Source organism: Bacillus sp. EA-CB0995, from assembly GCF_055814245.1.
The window spans coordinates 915345-938393 of the sequence record NZ_CP169269.1 but is presented as its reverse complement, the minus strand read 5'-3'; the positions used below and the strand labels follow the sequence as shown (position 1 = coordinate 938393).

The window sequence follows — 23049 nt, the reverse complement described above, 5'->3', positions numbered from 1 at the left end:
ACTCGTTTCTTCCTCCTTATTAGCCGCTTTCACTATAAAGAAACCATAAATTAGCTATTTGTGACAAAAAATAAAAAATATTTTCTTGTATGGAAACTAATTCCCTTTCCTTCTAAGAGATTTTCCCTAAAAGCACAGGCACCTAGCCATACATAGAAATTATCCATGAAATGGTATAAGATACATATAACCATTTTTAAGGGAGAAGCAAATGAATACGGAAAAAATACAAAAAAAGGGCAAGAAAACAAAGATAAAAATAAGAATTGTTTTTCTTTCTACGTTGATTATTGGAGCTAGTTTTGTATATTGGAAGTTTTTTAGTTTGCAAGGTGTTCCAAAAGGAAAGCTAATTCGAACGATTGAATCTCCAAATGGAGATTATAAAATTAAAACTTATTTTCATGATGGAGGATCATTAAGCGCAAACGCTGCTAGAGGTGAGTTAATTCATCTTAAAACGAATTCTGCTAAAACTATATACTGGAATTATCCAGATGAAGATCCACTTATTGAATGGGTAGATGAAACTACAGTTAGAATTGGAAATCAAACTTTAAATATTCGCAAACAAGAAACGTATGATTGGCGTAACGATAAAAACTATACGAGAGAATATCCTAAGCAATTTATGAAATGAAAAAGGAGGATTGTACCATAAACAACATACCTGAAAAAACCTTAAAAAAGATAGAAAACGATATTAAAAATAATGATTTAGGAAAAGCAAGAGATCGACTACATGGCTTAATTTCTACTTATCCTAATGTATTATATCTTCGTAAGAAACTAGGAGATGTCTATTACAAATTACAACATCCCGCAATGGCTGGTCGATATTGGTACCTAGAAGAGCAGAAAACACCTGAAATGATTGAGGCGTGTTCTCAATTTGAAAAATCTATGGGGAATAACGCTAATCATATAGCTAGAGCTTTAAAATTTAAAGGGGATAACAAAATTATTCAAAAGTTATGTTCGGAACACACTGCATCTTCTCTAAAAGAAAAAGTAAAAGAAAAAATTATAGAAGTACCTGAAGAAACGTGGCAAGATAAGCTCGTTCCTTTTGGGTGTATCTCAGTATTCATATTAATGATGTTGTTTACTCTACTCGGTATTTACACTGCCTTAGATTGGATATTTCAATAAACCTTTCCTTACATGTATTATCCTTATTTAGAACGGGAGGCTATATATGCAAAATCTAAGTGAGCACAATTTCTCAGAGTTACTTGGTCAATCAGTAAAAGAAATAAATCCTGAAACAAAACTTCCTCTTATCATCATATTTGAAGATGGGTGTTTAACTGTAGAATGTGCTTGGCGTATAAGAAATCATAGTGAGGTACAAGTAGGAAAACCAGAGTATGAACTTACAGATTCGGATGGATCCAGATTTCGTAAAATCGCAAGAAAACTACTACTAAATAGGAAGGTACAAAAGGTACATCATTTTTCACCAATTTCCGATTTAACGATTGAATTTGATAAAAATATCTTTTTAGATATTTTTCATGATAGTAGCTTTTTTGAAGGCTGGCAATTAAGCATAGGGAATGATTTTCATTTTACTTTACCGGGCGGAAGTTTAAGTTAAATCTATGTTATTTAGAAAAAAGAAGAGAAAATAGAAGAGATAATGCTTCTAAGTTAGCGCAAAAAATTAAAGAACTGAGAGAATCTATAAATGAATTAAAAGACGAAATCCGTGATTTAAAAGAAGAAAAAGCTAGGAAAAAATTCAATAAAACAAATGAATAGTTTCCTAGCTTTTATTCATAGCACTGTATCTAATTCTACAATTTTCAAAAATCGGTTATTCCAAATATTCTCGTGATGGTTAATAATAGTTTGCGCTTCTAATACTGTACTCGTTAATGTACTATGTGTATTTTTATAAAGAATGTTATTTTGATAACCTAAGCTATACGCAGCTCGAATTGTAGTGTCCAAACAAAATTCAGTTTGCGCACCTGCAAAAATAATTTGTTCAATTTCTTTCTCTTTTAAGTAGTTTAATAGTTCTGTTTGATAGAATGAATCCCATTTCGTTTTTTGAATAACTTTATCTGAAGGAGTTTTCACTAGCCCCTTATGTAATTGCCACTCATCTTTCTCTTCAAACAGTTCATCTGTTTCCTCTGCGCTCGTATGTTGAATGAAGATAACTGGGATATTTTTCTCATGAGCTTTTGTGATTAATTCGTTTATATTTTCAACTACATGTTCCTTGTCATATAAAAAGTTTTGCGGTTCATTAAAAAAGATTTCTTGCATGTCAATAACAACTAAAGCTTGCTTCATTATCGTTTCACATCCTATTTGTTTCTTTTTCATTATATCACTTATTGAGTTGGACACTATAAAGTGAAACTCCCATCAGTGGGGGTTTTCTTCATCTCCCACTGATGGGTAGTTGAACCAATCAGGCTTTTACGGGTAGTTATCCCCCTCCTATCTTCTTCGCTTTTCTCTCCATCTTGAGGTGGGGGTTACTGCCCGTTAATGCGGGGTCAAGCTAAAAAAGAGAGCGTGTGAGCCCGCTCTCCCAAAAATGCTAACTATAGTAGATATGTCGGTTTTGAACGATATATTGTTAGTTCCTCAAAAGAACCATTTACATAATGAGAAACAGCCAGCATTACTTAATTATGATGATGAAAATTTCACGGTTTTGGAGGGTTTACATATTTATCATTCACTTTTACGCCCACTCCCTGATCATAAACCATTTTTCCACCAAAATACCCTACAGACAGAATCGCAACAGAACATATTACTGAAAGCAAACAATACACAACCAGTATAGATTTTTGAAATTCCTTCCTTTTAATAATGAAGAACGTACGGAAAGCAACTACAAGAAACGCCAATATAGTAGTAAGATCCGCTAAGTTTTGATGATACTCGAAAATATTCGTATTTCCTCTCGCATCCTCTTCTGGACCTGTGCCAACCGCAATCCAAGCAAAAATAAAAGCAAGCATCCATAGCCAATAACCCTTTCTAGGCGAAAGCTCCCGATGCGTTATAATCCAAAATAAGTCGTAACACGTAGCCATAATAATTAACACAATAGGAAAATGTACCATGATGGGGTGAATATGAGAAAACACTTCCTGAAACATCTTTTTTCCTCCTCTAGAAAAAATGTATATCAATAATTCTATTATTTAATTTTTAAAATTTCTTTAAAAATACAATTCATATTTTTGACGAAAATAGCTTTTTTAATCATAATAAATTAACTTATCAAAGCGGTCTGTGCCTTAGTGCCTCACCGCATTGCCATCAAGCTAAGTTTTAACAGCTAAAACTATTGCCTATATATCAAACAAAAAGGCTATCTGCCACCCCGACTGAGTATCGAGAACAGATAGCCTTTTTGTTTTTCATGAATGTATTTCATTTAAAATTTTAGATATATTAGTCGTAAACAATATGTAATTTTGTTTTTTCGTTTTAATTAAAATCCGATTCGTTGTACCATATGGTGCACCTATTCGAATTGCATCAGCTTTTTCGCCACCGTAAGTATCATCTTCGGTAATTTCAATAATTTCTTCCAATGGAATATTGACCGTTGCAAGCTGCCACTTAATAATTAATTCTTTTTCTGTTTTTTTAACATCAATCCCTACCGTAAACATATGATCAGAACCTTCCCCTGTAATTTCTTTTCAATTTCATTATAAAGAGAATTCCTTTATTTATCATTGCATGTTTTTATTTCCAAAATCTTTTTCTTATACAATGAAAAATCTAATTACCTTTAACATGGAAATTGATCATATAGAACTAATAGTTAGAAAGATAAAAATGAATCCAGGGCGCTTCCAGCCATTAAGCAAAATCAAAAAAGCACCTTATTCGATAAGATGCTTTTTTTGTATTCTTATTTTAGTTTTCCTACTTCAGTTAACACAGTATCTAAATCTTCCGCTGCTTTATTTAGAGTTTGTACATCAAGTGGTTCAGCTTTTGCACCTGCTTCGATTGTATGAAGCGGTGTTTCTAGTTTTTCATATAAATCAGCATTCTTTTCTTTTACTGAATCTTCAAATGTTTGCCATGTTTTCTCTAGTTGTTCTGCATCGCCTTTTACTTTGGCAGCATCATTTGCCTGTAATTGAGCTTTCAAATCGCTCACTGTTTGTTTCATGCTAGTTGCTCCATCAGCAATAGAAACTGTTTTTTTCTCAGACGCCTGCTCCGTAGTTTTCGTACTTTCGGCTTTCTTTTCTCCTTGCGCTCCGCAAGCCCCTAATGCTAGAGAAGTTGCTACTATAACCGGTAAAATTAGTTTGCGAGATTTCATATTGTTTCCTCCTATTGAGCCTGTTTTTGTTGTTGTGATTCTAACTTTGTATCTTTTTTCTTATTCCATACTGCAAGTATTACCGCAGCAACAAGAAGAATTACTTGTGGGATCGTACTTTCCCATGATGGATAAATCGCGAAAAAGTCTATAGTTGGGATTGAAAGGTGCGTAGCTGGCAATAATCCAGCAAGTTGCAAGCCATGAATACCCATTCCTGTGAATTTAAAGCATAAGTAAAACATGAGAATACTTGAAACTAAGAAAAATGGACGCATCGGAATTTTCAAGCCTACCTTTAAAATTAAATACGATAGGATAATGAGTATAAAAGCTCCAAGTGCAATACCTATTAGCAGACTTGATATTTTAATGGAAGATGCCATACCAATGAAAAATAATACAGTTTCTGTTCCTTCACGAAACACTGCAAGGAATGACAGGATTGCTAATGACCATAGACTTCCCGTATCCAATGCTTTTGTACTTTGGGTACGAATATACCGTTGCCACTCCGCGATACTGGATTTACTATGAAGCCAGTAACTCATGTACATTAGCATCACCGCAGCAAATATTCCCGTCCATCCAGCAATGAGGAAGTTATTATTCCCAAATGCTCCTGCGGAGAAGAGCAGATTTACAATCACACCAAGAATGATACTGACGCCAAGCCCTGCTCCAACACCAATCCAAATCCATTTGCTCTTTTCTTCATGCCCAGCCTTTTTCAAGAAACCGAGCAACGCTACAACGACCAATAGCCCTTCTAATCCTTCTCGTAACAGAATAGTAGTCGCATCTAACATGTTGTAGCTCGTTTTCTGAACAAGCGGCGCTAAGTAATTTCGCATGTCTTCGATTGTTTTTTTAGCCCCTTCTATATCAGGAGAATCGGAAGAAAGCATAGCATACGAAGTAACCATGTCACGCTCAGCATCTCCATATATTTTGGAAGACTGCGTCAACACTACGCCCTCTACATCCAACCATGAGGAACGGAATGTCTCAATATCCTTTTTCGCTCCTTCAATGTCATGTTTGTCGATTTTGGAAAGCGAATCATCTAAAAGGGTAATCAAACTAGCCACATCCGCTTTTTTTGTATTTCCCTCGTCTTTTTGAGTAGATGTAGCAGAGAACTTACCGGCAATAAATTTATCATCTACGTCCTTTAAATTTTGAAGTGCGGTCTCTACTTTTTCTTTATTTGCTGGTTGTTGAGCAAACGCAAATTGCACCTGCCCCATTGCATCTTCAATATCGCGATACGCTTCTGAAGATTGTTTTTTGATTCCATCCTCAACGGAAAGCCATGTCGACCTAAAGGCTTCATATTGTTTGGAAGCTCCATTTATATCCCCTTCTTGTACAAGCTGAAGTGCTTGTATAACGGATTTATTTGCTTTTCCTAAATCATCTGCCGCTGTTGCAGCAAACCCACGGAATGGCAAACTTATGAAACCTAATAACACAATTAGTAAAAAGGTATGTACTTTCCACCTCATGTTAACCCCTCATTTCTATATACCAACAATTTTCCATTAAATGTAATGCAAATAACATTGAAAATCATTATCATTTAAATCACTAACAAAATTATAGGGTTTTATATTTTGAATGTCAATAATATTCTTTGCATTTATCCTCTGCATAAAATTACCACATGATTAAAGAAAAATATTTCTATTTGAAACACGCAATTAGAGTGTTTATTTAGTATCCATAATCCCCCATATTTACCATGATCATGTGTTATAACACAAAAAAATACCGAGCATACACTGCTCGGTATTTTCCAAATTCTATTCTTCTTTCGGCAAAACAATCCCTTTATACAATTGAACGGTAATGAAATAATAAATTGTATAAATGACTACGAAGATAACAATTGGAAGCCAAATACGGAAGTACGGATCAAGTAAAATAAAACCGAACATTTTCATCCCAATTAACACGTGTACAATTCCCACAATTGCCGGGAATAAGAACACTAAGAATAACTCTTTATAAATGGACTTGGTTAATAACTCACGACGCACACCGATTTTACGAAGCATGTTATAACGTGTAATATCTTTTGATGCACCAGAAAGAATCTTAAACATTAAGCAACTTGCCATCATTGCTAAGAACGCAATTCCTAGGAAGAAGCCCATAAATACAGTTCCGCTCGCAATACTGTAAAACCCTGTATACATCGCATATTTCGTTGCTAAATCATCACCTTTTACATCTTTATATTTCGCTAACTCTAACTCATCAAGTTTTTTCCATTCATCTTTATATGCTATAAAATTATCTGTTTTTCCAATGAAGGCAATTCCTTCGTTTCCTTGTACTTCATTGTACATCTTTTGATCAACAATTCTTATAGTGTGGTCGCGATATAAGTAGAATGGCTGGATACTTCCTAAAGCCTCTGCCCATTTTTCGGGAATTACCGCTGTATTCTCCGTTTTTTCTTGACCATGACTAGAAATAGCACCTACAGGAAGCTCTCCTGAAACGCGTTTAAATTTACCAAAGCTTTCTTTCCCTTTACCTTCATGTACTAACGGGGGATTTTTTTCTAAATCCTCTTTTAAATAGTAAACAAATTTATCATCAACTTTATAACGATATTCGTTTTTCTCATTGAATGTAATACTGTCTAAAATTTTCTTCTCTTCTGCTGTTGGATTATGAATAGCTACATCATATATTGCAAAGCCATCAACTGTCAGCGTGACATTATTTTTAAAAGCCATACCGCCAGAAATGGCACCTGCACCAAGAGCAACTAACATCGCTACTGTTGCTAACACTCTCGTTAAGCTGTTAATACGGAAATTTAACTGGGCAAATGTAAATGCGTTAAGCCCTTTTTCGCTTCGTTTTTTATTACTTTTCAGCTTTTTAATAATAAGCGGAAGAACAGAAGCAAATAACATATACGTTCCTGATGTTATTGTAATGAGCGCAATGATGATACCAAATTGTTGTAACTTGTCCATATAAATCATAGAAGCATAGCCGATTGCTAATAAAATAATCGCAAGAAATGCTACGATACCAGTCATTTTTCCTTTTACAGCAACCCGCTCTGTTTGCGCATCTGCATGCACAAGCTGTAATACTGAAATACGTGATAGTTTAATACTATTCATAATTGCGGATAACACAAATAATGCAAAGAAGAAAATACACGTAACAGTCATCGATGGAACATAAAATGCTTTATAACCACTTGCAGTAAATTCAATCTGTTTCATAAGCAGCTGCCCAATTCCTTGCGCCAGTCCTATACCGACTGCAATCCCAATCACAAGAGACGCTACTCCTATTACAATTGTTTCTATAAACATAAGCAATGTAATCTTATGTTTTTTCGCTCCTAACATCATATACATTCCAAACTCTTTTTGACGAAGGGATAGTAAGAATGAGTTCGCATATAAAATATAGAAGAATGTAATAATAGCTAATAAAAATGAACCTGCTTGAAAGACAAATGCAATTGATGCAATAACAGAATTTGATTCAAGAAACGCTTTATTTGTCGCTAACGTTTGGAACATATAAAAAATAGAAATCGACATAACAAGACCAACAAGTAAGACGATATAGTCTTTTAACTTACTTTTCAGCCCCGACATAGAAAGCTTAAATAACATGATTGAACCTCCTTTCTTACGCTTTTTGTGTGCCTAAATCAGCAAGCACATCTAAAATTTCTTTATAGAATTCTTCACGAGCACCCTTGCGGTGAATTTCTTTATATAACTCTCCGTCTTGAATAAATAAAATACGTTGGCAATAACTTGCACTATACGGATCATGTGTAACCATCATGATAGAAACACCTTGTTCTTCATTTAAGCTTGTCATCGCATCTAAAAGACTTGTTGCGTTTTTAGAATCAAGCGCTCCTGTTGGCTCATCCCCTAAAATAATTGCCGGTTCATGTACAAGCGCACGCGCTGCTGCTGAACGCTGTTTTTGCCCGCCTGAAACTTCTGAAGGGTATTTTTGAAGAATTGCTGAAATCCCTAACATTTCCGCTACCTTTTCTACTTTTGGACCAATCTTTTTAGAAGAAACGCCTTGCAAAGAAAGTGGCAAAGCAATATTTTCATAGATTGATAGATTCTCTAATAAATTAAAGTCTTGGAAAATGAATCCTAGTTTTTGTGAACGAAAATCAGATAGTTCCCCTTGCTTCATTTTCGTAATATCCGTACCAGCAATTTCAACAATACCATCCGTCGCTTTATCTAATGTTGAAATGACATTTAATAAAGTGGTTTTACCAGAACCAGATGGTCCCATAATCCCAACAAATTCACCCTCTTGAATGGAGAATGATACGCCTTTTAATGCATGTGACTGGCTTTCACCCTTTTTACCGTATACTTTTTGAACATTTTTTACGTCTACAACTGGTGCTTTCATATATACCCTCCTGTGCTTTGTTTTCCTGTTCCTATTTTGCTCTTTTCAAGCATAATCTGCCATTGATTAAACTTACATTTATCTTACATTTTTGTCATATACAAAAACGGCTCCATATGTTACATGTAAACACGTAGCATATGGAGCCGCTTGTTATTTTAAGATATATATTTTCATTTCACGTAATAAAGTGACATTACAACCGTGTGATCTTTCCAACGCTCACACTTGGATCTACATGTAATGTACCGCTATATTCAACTTCACCCACATTACAGTCTGGACCGATTTTTATATGACGACCAGACACAATTGATACATCTGTTTTACTTAAAGTGATGTCGTTTCCTTTTATCGTTTTACAAGCAATTCTTTTCTTTATGCCTGGGATGAAACTTGTAAGAGATATAAATTTACGAGATGGCGCTAAGCTGATTATATCCCCTTCAACATTTTGCAATTCACTAGGTGCTATAAATCCTATTTCAATCTTTTTTGCTTGTAGATTTCCATTTACTCGAACAGCCCCTTGCACTGTAAGTGTTTCAGCACACACATCTTCCTTTATCGATAAAGTACCCGATGAGTGTATATGTTTTGCCTGTATTTTTCCTAATTTACAACTACCGGTGTTTTTTATTTCGTTAATTTGAGATACCCCTTCAATCTTGCATGTACCAGAATTACTAAAACTTTTAGCAATTAAACTTCCTCGAATGACGCAGTCCCCGATTATACTAAATTCATTAGCCTGTACATCTTTTTTAAAAGATGCAACACCTTTCACACGGACACTTTCGGCAATAACTGGTTGTGAAAAAGATTTACTTCCAAATACATTGAGTTTCTCCTGTACATTATTAGTTCTTGTCTCTATAGTATTTTTCATCTCTATTTCCTTCCCTTTATTTTCTCCGTCGTGTTGTATCCCGCATTAACGGGCAGTAAGACCCCCACCTCGAGATTGAGAAAGAAGCAAAGAAGATAGGTGGGTGATAACTGCCCGTAAAAGCCCGATTGGTTCAACTAACCATCAGTGGGGGATAAAGCCCCCCACTGATGGAAGTTTCACTTTATAAAAAACTCAAGCATGTCAATATTTCTCTCCACACTAAATATACCACATATTACCATGTATAATATAAAAAAGCTGAGCTTACATGAGCTCAGCTTTTTTCATTTTATCCTTTTTAAAATAAAAGCCACTCTAACAATGATATGCTCTCCTTACGAGGGCTTTGTTTTTTCTGTGTATGAGCTGCAACACAAAAGGGCAGCTGAGATCAGCCGCCTTTTTGTTCAAATTCATCTTATTTGTTAGCATTAATTTCTTGTTGTAATTTCTGATTAGAATTTTGTAATTGTTGATCAAATTTTTCTAATGCAGCATTAATAGCTGTTTTGTCTTTCTTTTGAACAGCTGCTTTCAATTCTTTTTGAATACCACGTTCGCCTTGTTCTTTACCTTTATCATGATCTTTATCTTCGTGTTTTCCAAATATCGCTTCTAATTGCTTATGCGCTTGTTCTTTTGTTAATTTCCCATCTTTTACTTGTTGTTTAATAGAATTAATTTCTTGTTTATGAGCTTCGTAAAAAGCTTTTCGTTGTGCCTTCTCTTGTGCCTCTTGTTTTTGGAAACCAGCTGTTTTGTGCAATTGTTGCTCTAAGTTTTTATGTGTTGCTAAATCTTGTGTAAGTTTAGTTTTCAAATCAGAAGAAGCGTATTGATTAATGATATTCGTAAGCTCCTTCTCATGGTTACCTTTATGGTGATGTTCCGCTGTTTCATGTGTAGCTGATTTGTTAGATGTATTGGAATGATTCATTACTGCACTTCCAGATGCTGGAGTCAATATTGTCGCTGCTAAAATAGGTGCAATCAAACTTGATCTTAGTTTCATTTGAAGTTCCTCCTAAAATACGTAATGACGTTACAAGTGGAATTATCGGACATGTTCCTTAACTTTTCCTTAACTTTTAAAAAGTACAAAAAAATAATAGGGGTCCTGACACAATACAAGATGCAATAAAGTGAAACTTCCATCAATGGGGGTTACTTCATCCTCCACTGATGGTTAGCCCGCCCAATCAGGCACATGCTAGCAGTTATTCCTCACCTATCTTCTTCGCTTTTCTCTCAATCTTGAGGTGGGGGTCTCACTGCCCTAAAATAGCGGGATAAAAAATAAAAACCAGGTCATACTTCGACCTGGCTTACTCTGATTGCTTTGATTTTTGTGGTTGCCCTTTTTTACGATTTCTTTGCTTCGCTTGCACCACTGGATCTAATTCATTTGAAAACTCGGCATTATGTCCATTTTGTGTTTTTTGCTCTGGGTTATTTTGATCAGAACGTTTTGCCATTTATCTTTCACTCCTTATTAGTGCGGTGTAGTGATCATTTGATGCCGCAGTTGTTGAACTGCAAGACGAGCACGATATAATTGATCGCGCTGCTCAGCAGTTGCAAAGTGCTCCATTGTTTCAATTTCTGTATAAGCTTTTTCCAATTGGAGCTGTGCATCTGAATAATTCATCTTATTGTAATGTTCTTGTCTCATACCACATTCTAGTTGTTGTTTTGCGTATTCCATCGCCTGTTCTGCTTCATTCATGCATCGTTCAATTGCGCTACGCTCTGCCATCATGTTTCCTCCTTGCCTTTCATTTCTCCATTAGTCTATCCCTTCCATCTGAAGCTTATGAGTATGTTATAATGATTTTTGCTCATATCATTGAGGAGGCATAATATGAAGGCTCAAAATCCTTTCCCATATTCAAATGACAATAAACGTTATCATACATGGAACTATCACTTGCGCGGACATTTTGGTGAGAAAATCTTTAAGGTTTCCTTAGATGCTGGCTTCGATTGTCCAAACCGTGACGGCACGGTCGCATACGGCGGCTGTACATTTTGTAGCGCGGCTGGTTCTGGTGATTTTGCTGGAGACCGCCGTGATGATGTTGTTACGCAATATCATGAAATGAAAGAGAAAATGCATACGAAATGGAAAGATGGCAAATGTATTGCATATTTCCAAGCTTATACGAATACACACGCTCCCGTTGAAGTGTTAAAAGAAAAATTCGAACCTCTTTTAAAAGAAGAAGGTGTTGTCGGTCTTTCTATCGCAACTCGTCCAGACTGCTTACCAGATGATGTTGTCGAATATTTAGCTGACTTAAATAAGCGTACGTACCTTTGGGTAGAGCTTGGCTTACAAACTGTGCATGAACGTACAGCACTTCTTATTAACCGTGCTCATGATTATCCATCTTACGTAGAGGGTGTAAATAAACTTCGTAAGCATGACATTAACGTATGTTCACATATCATTAACGGTCTTCCGCTTGAAGACTATGACATGATGATGGAAACAGCGCGCGAAGTCGCAAAGCTTGATATTCAAGGTATTAAAATTCATTTGCTTCATTTATTGAAGGGAACGCCGATGGTAAAACAATATGAAAAAGGACAATTAGAATTCCTTTCTCTTGAAGATTACGTAAACCTTGTTGTTGATCAGCTTGAAATCATTCCATCAGATGTCATTGTGCACCGCATCACAGGTGACGGTCCGCCCGACTTAATGATTGGTCCGATGTGGAGCTTGAACAAGTGGGAAGTATTAAATGCAATTGATGCTGAATTTGTACGCCGCGGCAGTTGGCAAGGCAAATATGCAAATGAGGTGACGGAAGTATGAAATTAGAACGCATCTTACCTTTTGCACGCACGCTGCTAGAGCGAGCAGTGAAAGAAGGAGATTATGCCGTTGATGCAACGCTTGGCAACGGTCATGATACATGTTTTTTAGCAGAACTTGTTGGAGAGAACGGCAAAGTATTTGGCTTCGACATTCAAGAAGAGGCAATCACAAATTCAGCCGCGCGTCTACAAGAAAAAGGACTAGCTGAGCGTGCCGTTCTTATTCATGATAGCCACGATACATTAGCAGACATATTACCAGAGGATGCAAAAGGAAAAGTAACAGGGGCCATCTTTAACTTAGGCTACCTTCCTGGCGGTGACAAAAGCATCGTCACAAAACCGAACTCAACTCTTTCTGCCATCCAGCAGTTATTAAAAGTAATGGCACCGGAAGGAATCATCGTTCTCGTCATCTATCACGGACATCCAGAAGGACAAGTCGAACGCGATGCTGTTGTGAAATTTGCACAAGAGCTGGATCAAAAAGAAGCGCATGTACTGAAGTACGAATTTATGAACCAACAAAATAACCCGCCATTTATTATTGCGATTGAAAAAAGATAAAGCGTCTCGTCATATATATCGGCGCTTTTTGAAATATATCGACCGTTTCTCATCATATATCGGCGCTTCGACAGAATATAAAGTGAAACTTCCATCAGTGACGCTTTTCTCACTGATGGAAAGCTCTCACCAATCGGGCTTTTACGGGCAGTTTTCTTTCCCGCTCTTCTCCAGCCTTTACTGCCCGTTAATGCGGGATAAAGACCGTTCTACAAAATTCGACGTGAATACCCCACAAAAATACGTGCAGTATGCACGTATAAAGAAGCAAAAAAGCCGCTCTTTATACAACAGTATAAAGAGCGGCTTTTTCTATCACTGCGCCATTTTCTTTCGATACATCTTCCCATTCCAATAGAAAAAGCGCGAAGTAAGACCCCCATATTTCACAATACGCCGTGCCATCTGCTGCATTTCTTTTTGCTGCGACACTTTTTGGTCTGATAAATATATACCAAGCAGCCCACGGCTGATGAGGCGATGAAACTTCATATGCGGGATTTGTTCCAAACTTTTTTCCGCTTCCATCACAAAATGTTTCAACCTCTCAAGTGTTGCTTCTTTATTCTCATAATAACTACAAAAATTTAAATCTCCGCCAATGCGGTCTTCTTCTTGGTCAATGAAATAATCAAGTAAAATATGCAATCCTTGTACATACGGAAAATATCCTTGCTTAATTTTCATAATATCTTCGTCTGTTAATTCATCGTGGAACGCATACGCTACAAGACAGAAAATACCGAGCGTTGAGCCTGCGCATGCGGAAAATTCAAACCAGCTCATCGGTGGTACATTTTCACGATGCGTTGCAAACCACGTTTTTAAGCGCTCTTCTCTCTCTTCTAGCTTTACATGTTTATGAATTTGTAAATCACAATAATAACAAGCAAGCTCATGAAGAATTGGTGCAATCTTGTTATAATGCTTCGTTTTTGTAAGCACGTCCTGACACGTTTCTACAAGTTCATCTAAATAACCGCCATCATCTTGATCATCACGGTATCGATAATAATTGCTTCCTTCACTTCCTGGCGTTAGCGCCGCAAGCATCGATTCATGAAGCGCCGCAAAATCATTCGGATCAAGCGATGTGCTGCGATCACATAAATTATCCAAGTAATCACTAATCGTTTGATACGCTACAATAAATCGAATACATTCCTCACGATGTTCATGAGCAAGCAGTGCTAAAATCCCACCGCCTTCACAGTGAAACGTTTTATGTTCAATACTCGCTAACGCTTGATTATGAAGTTCATCATTCGGAATATGATAGGCGCGTTCTTTCCAGTTTGCGAGCTCATGGTGTACGACCGGAAACACATCTCGGTATACTTTCGCCATGAGCGTTATGGGGTTACTCGGTACTTTCACTTCTTTCTTCATCTCCTCTAATGAATATGGTCAAACATGTTCTAAATGTATTACGAATTTCATCTGTTTATTTGTCTTTCTGAATTAAATGTGTTTCTACAAATGATTTTGCATATGCGAAAACGTCATCTTTTTCATACTCATTAAATAGCTCATGATAGCAATTTGGCCATTCCTTGTATGCTTTGTCACTAATTTTCAGATTATCAAACCATTTGCGGACACGTGTTTTATCTACAAGTTTATCCTCACATGCCTGCATTAGCAAGAGTGGTACATCTGGAAACTCATCGCGTTTTTCATGGGCGATTTCTATAGCTTTAATTAACTCACTATACCAACGAACTGATACTTTGCGCAAGAACAATGAGTCATTTTCCATCGCATCACGAATTTCATGATTACGCGTTGCCATTTCAACTGTAATATTTGAATTAAACTGCATCTTCGGTGCAACAACATTCAACACTTTTATAATGGCCTGAAGCGGTACTTTAGGATTTGCTACAACCCCTAAACATGGCGAAGTTAAGATTACTCCTTGCATATCCATTTTCGTTTCTTGCATCACACGAATGACCGTTAAGCCCCCATACTATGTCCATATAGAAAAATAGGCAAGTAGTATTTTCTCGCTTCTTTAATCCATGTCTTTACTTCTTCTATGTATTCATCAAATGAAGTAATATGTCCTCTATTTCTTGAAGTTGTTCCGTGCGCCGGTAAATCCCCCATCACCACGTGAAAACCAATATGCCGCCACATTTCTGCAAGTGCCTCGTAACGGCCATGATGCTCCATCGCACCGTGTACCATAACTATAACAGCTTTCGCCTCTTCCGCTTCATAATTCCACATAAAACTCCTCCGTTTCACTCTGCTTCATAATTTGCTACACTTATATTAGTTTCTAGGAGAGGAAGGCTACTTATATGATTTATCCTTACAAAGACAAAAATCCGAAAATTGCTAATAGCGCGTTTATCGCTGACTATGTCACAATTACAGGTGATGTAACAATTGGTGAAGAATCAAGCATTTGGTTTAACACTGTCATTCGCGGAGATGTTTCTCCAACCATTATCGGAGACCGGGTCAATGTACAAGATCAATGTACACTTCACCAAAGCCCGGAATATCCGCTTATTTTAGAAGATGATGCAACAATTGGACATCAAGTCATTTTACATAGCTGCACAGTGAAAAAAGACGCTTTAATCGGCATGGGGTCCATTATTTTAGACGGAGCTGAAATTGGTGAAGGTGCATTTATTGGTGCTGGCAGTTTAGTGCCACAAGGAAAGAAAATCCCGCCAAATACACTTGCATTCGGCCGCCCTGCCAAAGTTATTCGTGAGTTAACGGATGAAGACCGTAAAGATATGGCTCGCATCCGTCGCCAATACGTCGAAAAAGGACAATATTATAAAAGTTTACAAACAAAATGATTTTTTTAGCTGCCACTATACAGGCAGCTTTTTCTTTGCAAAACTCTACGTTTTCTTTACAAAATCTTATTATTCCCTCAATAAAATCTTATTAAAATAAAAGTAAATCTTTAAATATATATGTAGTGAGGAGGAGAATTTTTCATGAAAACTCGTTCCAGCAGCTCCTTATATAAAATAGAGTGCTACATCTTCAAAGGAATTAATCGCTATTTTGAACGTAAAACATTAAACATCTTTTTTCGAACCATTACACATATGGGCGGTGCTACCGTTACGATTTCCCTCGTTCTATTCTTACTTTTTTTCACAAGCGGATCTTTACACGACGCATCAATTGCAAGTGCTATTTCCCTTGCGATTAGCCATATACCTGTGCAAATTTTAAAAAAGTTTTATCCAAGAAAACGGCCTTATTTAACAATTCTTAATGCAAAGTATCCAACAAATCCATTAGTAGACCATTCTTTTCCATCAGGACACACGACTGCTATCTTTTCTGTTATTATTCCTTTTTTATTATATGAGCCAAGTATGACATTCTTGCTACTTCCAATAGCGATTAGCGTGGGCATTTCACGCATTTATCTCGGTTTACACTATCCATCTGATGTACTTGTTGGCATGTGCCTCGGAACAATGTCCGGCATTGTTTCTTACTATCAATTCATTCCACTTTTCATATAAAGTGAAACTTCTGAACCTTGAGGTGGGGGTCTTACTGCCTGTTAATAGCGGGATAGAAGAAGGAGGGGATTTGATGAAAATTGCCATCTTTACAGATACTTTTACACCGCAAGTGAACGGCGTTGCGAAAACACTTGATCGCTTTACACAGTATTTGCAAAAGCAAAATATCTCTTATTCAGTATTTGCACCGCAGCATGCAGCGGAAGATAATTTTGTTACCAACGTCAATAAAATAAAAAGTATTCCACTTAAACTCTTGTATCCAGAGTGCCGATTCGCATTTCCAAATCCACGTTTCATCAAAAAAGAACTATTTCAATTTCAACCAGATATAATACATGTCGCAACGCCGTTTAACATGGGACTTTGCGGCATGTATTACGCCAAAAAACTAAATATCCCTCTTGTCGGTTCGTATCACACAGATTTTGATGCTTATTTGCAATATTATAAAATTGAATTTTTCTCCAATATGTTATGGAACTATTTAAAATGGTTTCATAGTTCCCTGCAAAAAACGTTCGTACCTTCTTTTGAAACGATGCATCAATTACAGAAAAAAGGCTTCCAAGACTTATACTTATGGAGCCGCGGGGTAGATTGCAATCTATTCCATCCTCATTATAATCAGGACGTATTTCGAAAAAAATATAACATTACATCGCCATATATCCTCTCTTACGTTGGACGTTTAGCTCCTGAAAAAGATATCGAAACATTGCTAGCATTAATCCAAAAAACAACGAAAGAACGAAAAAACGATGTTCATTGGATGATTGTGGGTGATGGCCCTCTCGCTGACGAAGTAAAAGAAACAATTACAGAAAATGTAACATTTACTGGGTATTTAAAAGGAGAAGAGTTAGCTGAAGCATATGCTTGTTCAGATGTTATGGTATTCCCTTCTGCAACAGAAACATTCGGAAATGTCGTCTTAGAATCCCTCGCATGCGGCACACCAGTGATCGGCGCAAATGCAGGCGGTGTGAAAAGCATTATTACGCATGAAACAACAGGATTTCTTTGTAAGCCGAAACAAACGGACTCTTTTTTATCTTCTATTTACACATTGCTTGATCAGAAAGAGAAACGTGAATACATGGGTCAACAAGGTAGAAACTATGCTTTAGCACAAAGCTGGGATGAAATTTTCGGTGATTTACTCATGCATTATGATGATGTCATTCAAAATCGAAAAACAGAAATGCTAGCTTAAAGTGCAACTTCTATATCGTACAAAATATAGAAAGAGAGGTCCTACGTCATAGTATAACCTCTCTTTGTCTTGCACTTTATATAGTAGCTACATAGATTTCACAATTATAGCTGACATTTGAGCTTATTTGTCTTTACCTTTTGTTTGGGTAGCATCAAACGTCCAGTTCAATTTCAATGAATCTCCTTGGAATACGTTTTGATCCTCTCCATTATCTACAAATGTGAATTTCACATAGAAAGTGTCATCACTTCCTGGAGCAAGTCCGTTTCCTTCCCAGTTTACGACACCTTTTTGTACAAGATCAGGAATGTTACCATCAGCAGTAGCTTTTTTCAATTCAGACAAAGTAGTTTCCCATACAGGAACTGTGTTCTTGTCTATGTTCCATAAGAACTCCACTTTAATATGATCACCGAAATCAGCACCTCCGTTATCACCTTTTGCATCTGTTACAGTGTAGTCAGTAAGAAGATGGACGTCCTTAATTTTTAAAGTGCCGTTATTGATCAAGTGGAAATCGCGTTCCATTTGGTCACCTGGTTTGATTTTGTCAACATCGATGATAACTTGTGGATCAACGCTCAAATCTAATGTACCAGCCGCAAACGTGTTTTCTGATACTTCTTTATCACTGAAGTACGCAAACGTTCCGCCTCCAATTAAAGATAAACCAAGAACTGCAGATGCAACACCCATACCAAGCTTTTTCTTAAGACTCATTTTAATAATCCCCCTATTTTTATAATATTTAAACTTTTCAAAAGCCAATATGCTCATATGAGGTAAAACAAAATCAAATAGCTTGTTCTCTTCAAGTTCTTAATAAAGAACTTTTCGTTTTATTCAAGAGCGACTATCCATATTTGCAGAGGATGAAATTCCCCCCTCTTTTATCAACAGCCGCTCCTAAGATACCTTCTTTTTATCCCGCATTAACGGGCAGTAAGACCCCCACCTTAAGATTGAGAGAAAGCGAAGAAGATAGGCGGGGGATAACTTCCCATAAAAGCCCGATTGGTGAGAGCTTTCCATCAGTGGCGGATAAAGCCCCCCACTGATGGAAGTTTCACTTTATTTCTTCGGCTCTAGACCGATAAGGCGTAAGAAGTCTGCCAGACCTTTTTTACCAATTGTTTCTTTTGGCTTGACTACTTCTGGAACGCCAACTTCTTTTTTCAAGAAGTTTTTCTCAATGAAGCGGACATCTGTCTCATCCACGACACCGTCTTGATTGATGTCTTGCGGCAAGATAGATGCATCTTTCTTACCGTATACCTCGACTACACTTTGCATATCGCGAATATCAATCAATCTGTCGCCATTCACGTCCCCTGCAAGACCTTTTAGGGAAGGAAATCTAAATTGTTGTCCACGCTGTTCACCGTTTACAGAATATCCAGGAATAAACTTCTGCATTGATTTGAGATGTCCCGGAACCTCGGCAACAACTGTGAATACTTCATCAGAAGCCGGGATGCCGTCGATACGATATTCTCCTCTTTTATCAATGGTTCCCTTATATTTTTTACCGCTCGGAGACAGCGCATATACTTGGGCACCGATCTTTGTATAATCTCCTGGTTTCAAATAACCACCTGCTGTCATAAATGCTTCCGGCCCAATATAGCCTACCACACTCGAATGCTTCGAAATGATATTAACATTTTCTATGTTGTAAAAAGGAATAGCAGTAGCTGCTGTTTGTCCCGTTTTCATATAAGACGCCTTCTTTACATCCATAAAAATATCGCCTTTATACCATTCATCATGTACTAATTTGAACGTGACATCAAGGAAAGGCATATCTCCGTCCAGACCGCTAAATGCATTCCCAGTCATCGATGCACCGACTTTTACCGTACTAAAGTAATCGCCATCCGTCACCACAGGCTCTTGCAGTGATATCTCCAAACCCTTTTCCTTTGCATACTGATTTACCGCATTGTTCAGTTTCACATTCTCAAACTTGAACAGCTCTTTCATGAATTCGACTTGGAATTCTCCAGATACAAGCTGCTTTACATTATTCAGGCTAAGTGTCATTGTAACTGTATCGCCGACTTTTACGTCTTTCTTATCATAACTAGAAGTTGTATACTCTGTACCTTCTTTCATAAAGACATAGCTTTGTCTACCAACTGCCGTTGCCATATCATACGTAGCCAAATTCAACTTTAGCGGTTGTGTTGCAATATCGCTTTCCTCAATTCCGAATTTCACATCTCCGTTTGCTTGGATCGGGAACCTTCCAGTTATGAATCCAGAATTTGCGTAGTAAGCCATTTGGTTGGACGATTGGTCATAGTTTAAGCCTTTTGATTTTAATACATCTACTGTGGAATCTTTAGCCGTTCCATGCAGCCATACCGCTTTTTGTCCATCCTCTACTGTAAACATGGAGTCATTGACCTCGATTACACCCGGTTTTTTATCCATATTCACTTCCGGTGCTGTATTATCCACGATCATCGGATTGCCTACCACATATGATTTTCCTTCCTCATCATGCCCGATCATTTCAATTGTATAGTCTCCTGCTGGAAGTTTCACAGGGACATCTCCGATTGGCTTGGAAGGATCATTTGTAAATGGATAGACATAGTTATTGAACAATCTGCCAAGATACTCTCTATCTGTTATCAGATTGCTGCCATCTATCGTTCCTGTCAATCCTACGGCTTTCCCCGATTTGCTTTCCTTAACAACTATATCGATTGTTTTCATTGGACTATTCAACTTCAAGAATCCAAAGATGAATGGATTCAAGTATTGCCAGAAAGGTGTATTATTGGTTACCGATGGTCGATCCGTTTTCACATAGGTGAATCCTTTTTCCGTCACCATGACAGCGAATGGGATTTGATACGTTTCGGCTGGATTGTTCGCATTCGTTACATGAATATATCCTTCATATCTGCCTGCCGCTGCGCTAGCAGGAATCGTAATTTTCGGCTGCAGCTCCTGTGATTTTCCACTTGCTACTGTAATGGATGCAGGCACCTCAACTTGTACACCGTTCTTCACTGCATCTTGAATACCTGTACGCTCGCCGTGATACTCTACTTCTACTTTAAATGATTTTTCTTCCTTGCCATTGTTTTGGACATTTACTTTTTTGCTTGCTTCAATTGGTTTATCACCTTGTTTGTAATGTCTGCCAAACACGATGGAACCTGTTTGTTCGTCAATTTCGACAACATTTCCGTTCTCGACATTTTGCGTTTTGTCCAATACTTTGATAGATGTATCCGTGTGAACAGCTTGATACGCGTCGATGCGCCCAGCACCCGCTTCGTATACGGAATAGTTCCCGTTCAAATCATCCGATGTATTCATAAGAGCCGCTTTTACATCGAAAGGAGTATATTCCGGATGTTCCTGCAAAATCAATGCTGCTGTACCTGTCACGTGAGGAGTCGCCATAGAAGTACCAGACAAGCGTACATATGCATTGCTGTAATTAATACCGTCCTGCGGATCGTTGATATATTCCGGTGCAGTAGAGAAAATCGACACACCAGGAGCAACTACATCCGGCTTAATGTCATCATTTCCGTTTACCGGCCCACGTGAACTGAAATCAGCTAAGTGATCACCTTCCGTTTTTGTATTGCTTAGCGTTTCGAATTTGAAAGATGCTTCGCCTAGCGCCTTTAACCGTTCACCATCCGCTTTTGACAGACGGAAAGATGGAATGTAACCTACACCCTCACCTAAGTAGGCAGGTATTTGTCCGTCAGCATTGTTATACACGATAACCGCTTTCGCTCCGGCTTTTTTGGCGTTTTTGATTTTTTCATCAAAAGTAAGTTCCCCGCGCTGAATTAACGCGATTTTTCCATTCAAATCTTTCCCTGTAAAATCAGCTGGTTTACCAAGTCCAGCAAATACAATTGGTAAGGATTGTCCTTGTAAATCTTCTAACTTATCAGGAAAATCTTTCCCTAATAACTGTAAGTTCTCAAATTTTTCATTGGATGCACTTGCACTGAATGTAGGTATTGACATAGAAACATCACTTGCTCCTACTGAAATACCTAGCGCTGCCGATCCTGGAGAACCGAGCGTTTTTTCATTCGGTCCAGAGTTACCTGCGGCAACAACTGTCACTACACCTGAAAGCATAGCGTTATTTGTCGCAACAGAAGTAGCATATAACGGATCGTTAGTCTGTGCACCAAGTGACATGTTAATCACATCCATACCATCTTCAATCGCTTTATCGATTCCAGCAAGGATTCCTTCTGTATATCCTGCTCCAAATGGTCCTAATACTCTGTAAGCATATAAATCTACTTCAGGTGCCACACCTTTCACAGCATAATCCGCGTTGTTTTTCTTTTGAGCTGCAATCGTTCCTGCTACATGTGTACCATGGTTTGTGTAATACACATAACCTGGATATTCCGGTTTACCAGCTTGTATCCAATCCTCGTATGTTGTTTCCATTGGATCTTCATCATTATCTACAAAATCATATCCGCCTTTATAAGCATCTTTTAAATCAGGATGATTGTAGTCAACACCTGTATCAAGAACGCCGACTTTAACACCTTTACCTGTAATGTTTTCTGCATGGAGCTTGTCCACCCCAATTTGTGGAATGCTGTCCGCCATTTTTGGCTGGATTGTTTCTTTCGTTTCTACCGGAGGTTCCACTTTTACCTCGTAATCTTTAAAGACACGTTTTACTACTCCGGATTGCATTAAATCCTGCACTGCGACACCAGGTAAAGTCATCGCTACACCATTGATCGCATTCTTATATTCACGTGTAATCTTCACCTTTTGTGCATCATACGTGCCGACGTTCTTCTTCGATTTCAAGGATTCGACATGTTGCTTGAACACTTTATGTTCTTCATCCACTTTTGCTTGCGCAGTAGTAGAAGCTATTTTCTTTCCTTTCGCCGCTTGTTTCATCACTTCAATTTTTGCTGGAGCCTGATTGAATTCCACGATAACCTTAACTAATTCAGGACTATTAGAATCAATATCAGGCGAAATCGTAAAATTAGGATTTACATCTAATTGCTCTAAAGCCTTTCTTTGATCCGCAGACAGGCTCGTCAAGACTTTCTCCGCATTATCAACTGGATTCAGTGCAACCGGACTTTCTGCCAATACGTTATACGGAATGCCTTGTGACAATAGCATACCTACAGCTAACGTTCCTATAAGAAGCTTCCCTTTTTTCTTCTCTTCATAGTGCATCCCCTTTTACTCATATAATTGTTTTTCCGAACAATTCATGAAGCTAGTAAACTACGATGCTATT

At 37.6% G+C, this 23049-nt stretch carries 22 protein-coding genes and 1 pseudogene; 8 read left to right on the top strand and 15 right to left on the bottom strand.

Translation table 11 applies throughout. The annotated features are described in order from the left end of the window. Window positions 1-211: 211 nt before the first annotated feature. From ACEWFJ_RS04980 to ACEWFJ_RS04970, 3 genes are read left to right on the top strand one after another with little or no spacing between them, the layout of a single operon-like run. Window positions 212-640 carry a DUF5412 domain-containing protein gene (locus tag ACEWFJ_RS04980; RefSeq protein WP_473690787.1) on the top strand — a complete coding sequence of 143 codons (429 nt, stop codon included), beginning with the start codon at window positions 212-214 and terminating at the stop codon, window positions 638-640. Beyond that, window positions 637-1152 carry a DUF6584 family protein gene (locus ACEWFJ_RS04975; protein WP_473690785.1) on the top strand — a complete coding sequence of 172 codons (516 nt, stop codon included), beginning with the start codon at window positions 637-639 and terminating at the stop codon, window positions 1150-1152. Before ACEWFJ_RS04980 ends, ACEWFJ_RS04975 begins: the two co-directional genes overlap by 4 nt. 46 nt (window positions 1153-1198) lie before the next feature. After that, a complete protein-coding gene (locus ACEWFJ_RS04970; protein WP_473690783.1) occupies window positions 1199-1600 on the top strand; it encodes a hypothetical protein in 402 nt (133 codons plus the stop codon). Between the two features lie 179 nt (window positions 1601-1779). Here the strand turns inward: ACEWFJ_RS04970 and ACEWFJ_RS04965 are convergent, their stop codons facing one another. The 11 genes from ACEWFJ_RS04965 to ACEWFJ_RS04915 all read right to left on the bottom strand — a co-directional run bounded on the left by ACEWFJ_RS04965 (window position 1780) and on the right by ACEWFJ_RS04915 (window position 11403). After that, window positions 1780-2307 carry an isochorismatase family protein gene (locus tag ACEWFJ_RS04965; protein WP_473690781.1) on the bottom strand — a complete coding sequence of 176 codons (528 nt, stop codon included), beginning with the start codon at window positions 2305-2307 and terminating at the stop codon, window positions 1780-1782. 362 nt (window positions 2308-2669) lie between these two features. After that, complete coding sequence (locus ACEWFJ_RS04960) at window positions 2670-3131, bottom strand: DUF2231 domain-containing protein (protein WP_473690779.1); 462 nt, start codon at window positions 3129-3131, stop codon at window positions 2670-2672. Window positions 3132-3395: 264 nt separating this feature from the next. Then, entirely contained in the window at window positions 3396-3653 is a 258-nt protein-coding gene (locus tag ACEWFJ_RS04955; RefSeq protein ID WP_473690777.1) for a SunI/YnzG family protein, read from the bottom strand. Window positions 3654-3898: 245 nt separating this feature from the next. After that, window positions 3899-4321, bottom strand: coding sequence for a hypothetical protein (locus tag ACEWFJ_RS04950; protein ID WP_473690775.1), 423 nt, complete (start codon window positions 4319-4321; stop codon window positions 3899-3901). Window positions 4322-4332: 11 nt separating this feature from the next. Then, complete coding sequence (locus tag ACEWFJ_RS04945; protein ID WP_473690773.1) at window positions 4333-5829, bottom strand: FTR1 family iron permease; 1497 nt, start codon at window positions 5827-5829, stop codon at window positions 4333-4335. A 297-nt stretch (window positions 5830-6126) separates the two neighbouring features. Further along, complete coding sequence (locus tag ACEWFJ_RS04940; protein WP_473690771.1) at window positions 6127-7977, bottom strand: FtsX-like permease family protein; 1851 nt, start codon at window positions 7975-7977, stop codon at window positions 6127-6129. Between the two features lie 16 nt (window positions 7978-7993). Next, window positions 7994-8755, bottom strand: a complete 762-nt coding sequence (locus tag ACEWFJ_RS04935; protein ID WP_473690769.1) for an ABC transporter ATP-binding protein — start codon at window positions 8753-8755, stop codon at window positions 7994-7996. Window positions 8756-8951: 196 nt separating this feature from the next. Further along, entirely contained in the window at window positions 8952-9644 is a 693-nt protein-coding gene (locus ACEWFJ_RS04930) for a hypothetical protein (protein ID WP_473690767.1), read from the bottom strand. 421 nt (window positions 9645-10065) lie between these two features. Further along, window positions 10066-10659, bottom strand: coding sequence for a hypothetical protein (locus ACEWFJ_RS04925; protein WP_473690765.1), 594 nt, complete (start codon window positions 10657-10659; stop codon window positions 10066-10068). Window positions 10660-10972: 313 nt separating this feature from the next. Next, window positions 10973-11122 carry a hypothetical protein gene (locus tag ACEWFJ_RS04920; protein ID WP_003208774.1) on the bottom strand — a complete coding sequence of 50 codons (150 nt, stop codon included), beginning with the start codon at window positions 11120-11122 and terminating at the stop codon, window positions 10973-10975. 17 nt (window positions 11123-11139) lie between these two features. Next, the gene (locus tag ACEWFJ_RS04915) at window positions 11140-11403 is read right to left on the bottom strand and encodes a YtzC family protein (protein ID WP_440602360.1); all 264 of its coding nucleotides are present in this window, start codon (window positions 11401-11403) and stop codon (window positions 11140-11142) included. Between the two features lie 105 nt (window positions 11404-11508). Here ACEWFJ_RS04915 and mnmL point away from each other — a divergent pair, with 105 nt between their 5' ends. Beyond that, a complete protein-coding gene (mnmL, locus tag ACEWFJ_RS04910; protein ID WP_473690761.1) occupies window positions 11509-12468 on the top strand; it encodes a tRNA modification radical SAM protein MnmL/YtqA in 960 nt (319 codons plus the stop codon). Continuing rightward, entirely contained in the window at window positions 12465-13037 is a 573-nt protein-coding gene (gene mnmM, locus ACEWFJ_RS04905) for a tRNA 5-(aminomethyl)-2-thiouridylate-methyltransferase MnmM (RefSeq protein ID WP_473690759.1), read from the top strand. The genes mnmL and mnmM overlap by 4 nt, the downstream gene beginning before the upstream one ends. Window positions 13038-13352: 315 nt before the next feature. On the opposite strand, the gene ACEWFJ_RS04900 is transcribed toward mnmM, so the two are convergent. Beyond that, a complete protein-coding gene (locus ACEWFJ_RS04900) occupies window positions 13353-14414 on the bottom strand; it encodes a tetraprenyl-beta-curcumene synthase family protein (RefSeq protein ID WP_473692353.1) in 1062 nt (353 codons plus the stop codon). 67 nt (window positions 14415-14481) lie between these two features. After that, window positions 14482-15272 (bottom strand): annotated as a pseudogene (locus ACEWFJ_RS04895) (lysophospholipase). 74 nt (window positions 15273-15346) lie between these two features. Between ACEWFJ_RS04895 and ACEWFJ_RS04890 the strand changes: the two are divergent. From ACEWFJ_RS04890 to ACEWFJ_RS04880, 3 genes are all read left to right on the top strand, one after another. Next, window positions 15347-15862: a gamma carbonic anhydrase gene (locus ACEWFJ_RS04890; protein ID WP_473690757.1), complete on the top strand. Its 516-nt coding sequence runs from the start codon at window positions 15347-15349 to the stop codon at window positions 15860-15862. A 144-nt stretch (window positions 15863-16006) separates the two neighbouring features. Next, on the top strand, window positions 16007-16549 hold the full coding sequence (locus ACEWFJ_RS04885; RefSeq protein ID WP_473690755.1) for a phosphatase PAP2 family protein: 543 nt from the start codon (window positions 16007-16009) through the stop codon (window positions 16547-16549). A 73-nt stretch (window positions 16550-16622) separates the two neighbouring features. Beyond that, the gene (locus ACEWFJ_RS04880; RefSeq protein ID WP_473690753.1) at window positions 16623-17768 is read left to right on the top strand and encodes a glycosyltransferase family 4 protein; all 1146 of its coding nucleotides are present in this window, start codon (window positions 16623-16625) and stop codon (window positions 17766-17768) included. Between the two features lie 123 nt (window positions 17769-17891). On the opposite strand, the gene ACEWFJ_RS04875 is transcribed toward ACEWFJ_RS04880, so the two are convergent. Next, window positions 17892-18491, bottom strand: a complete 600-nt coding sequence (locus ACEWFJ_RS04875) for a TasA family protein (protein WP_473690751.1) — start codon at window positions 18489-18491, stop codon at window positions 17892-17894. 351 nt (window positions 18492-18842) lie between these two features. Beyond that, window positions 18843-22985, bottom strand: coding sequence for a S8 family serine peptidase (locus tag ACEWFJ_RS04870; protein ID WP_473690749.1), 4143 nt, complete (start codon window positions 22983-22985; stop codon window positions 18843-18845). Window positions 22986-23049: the final 64 nt, after the last annotated feature.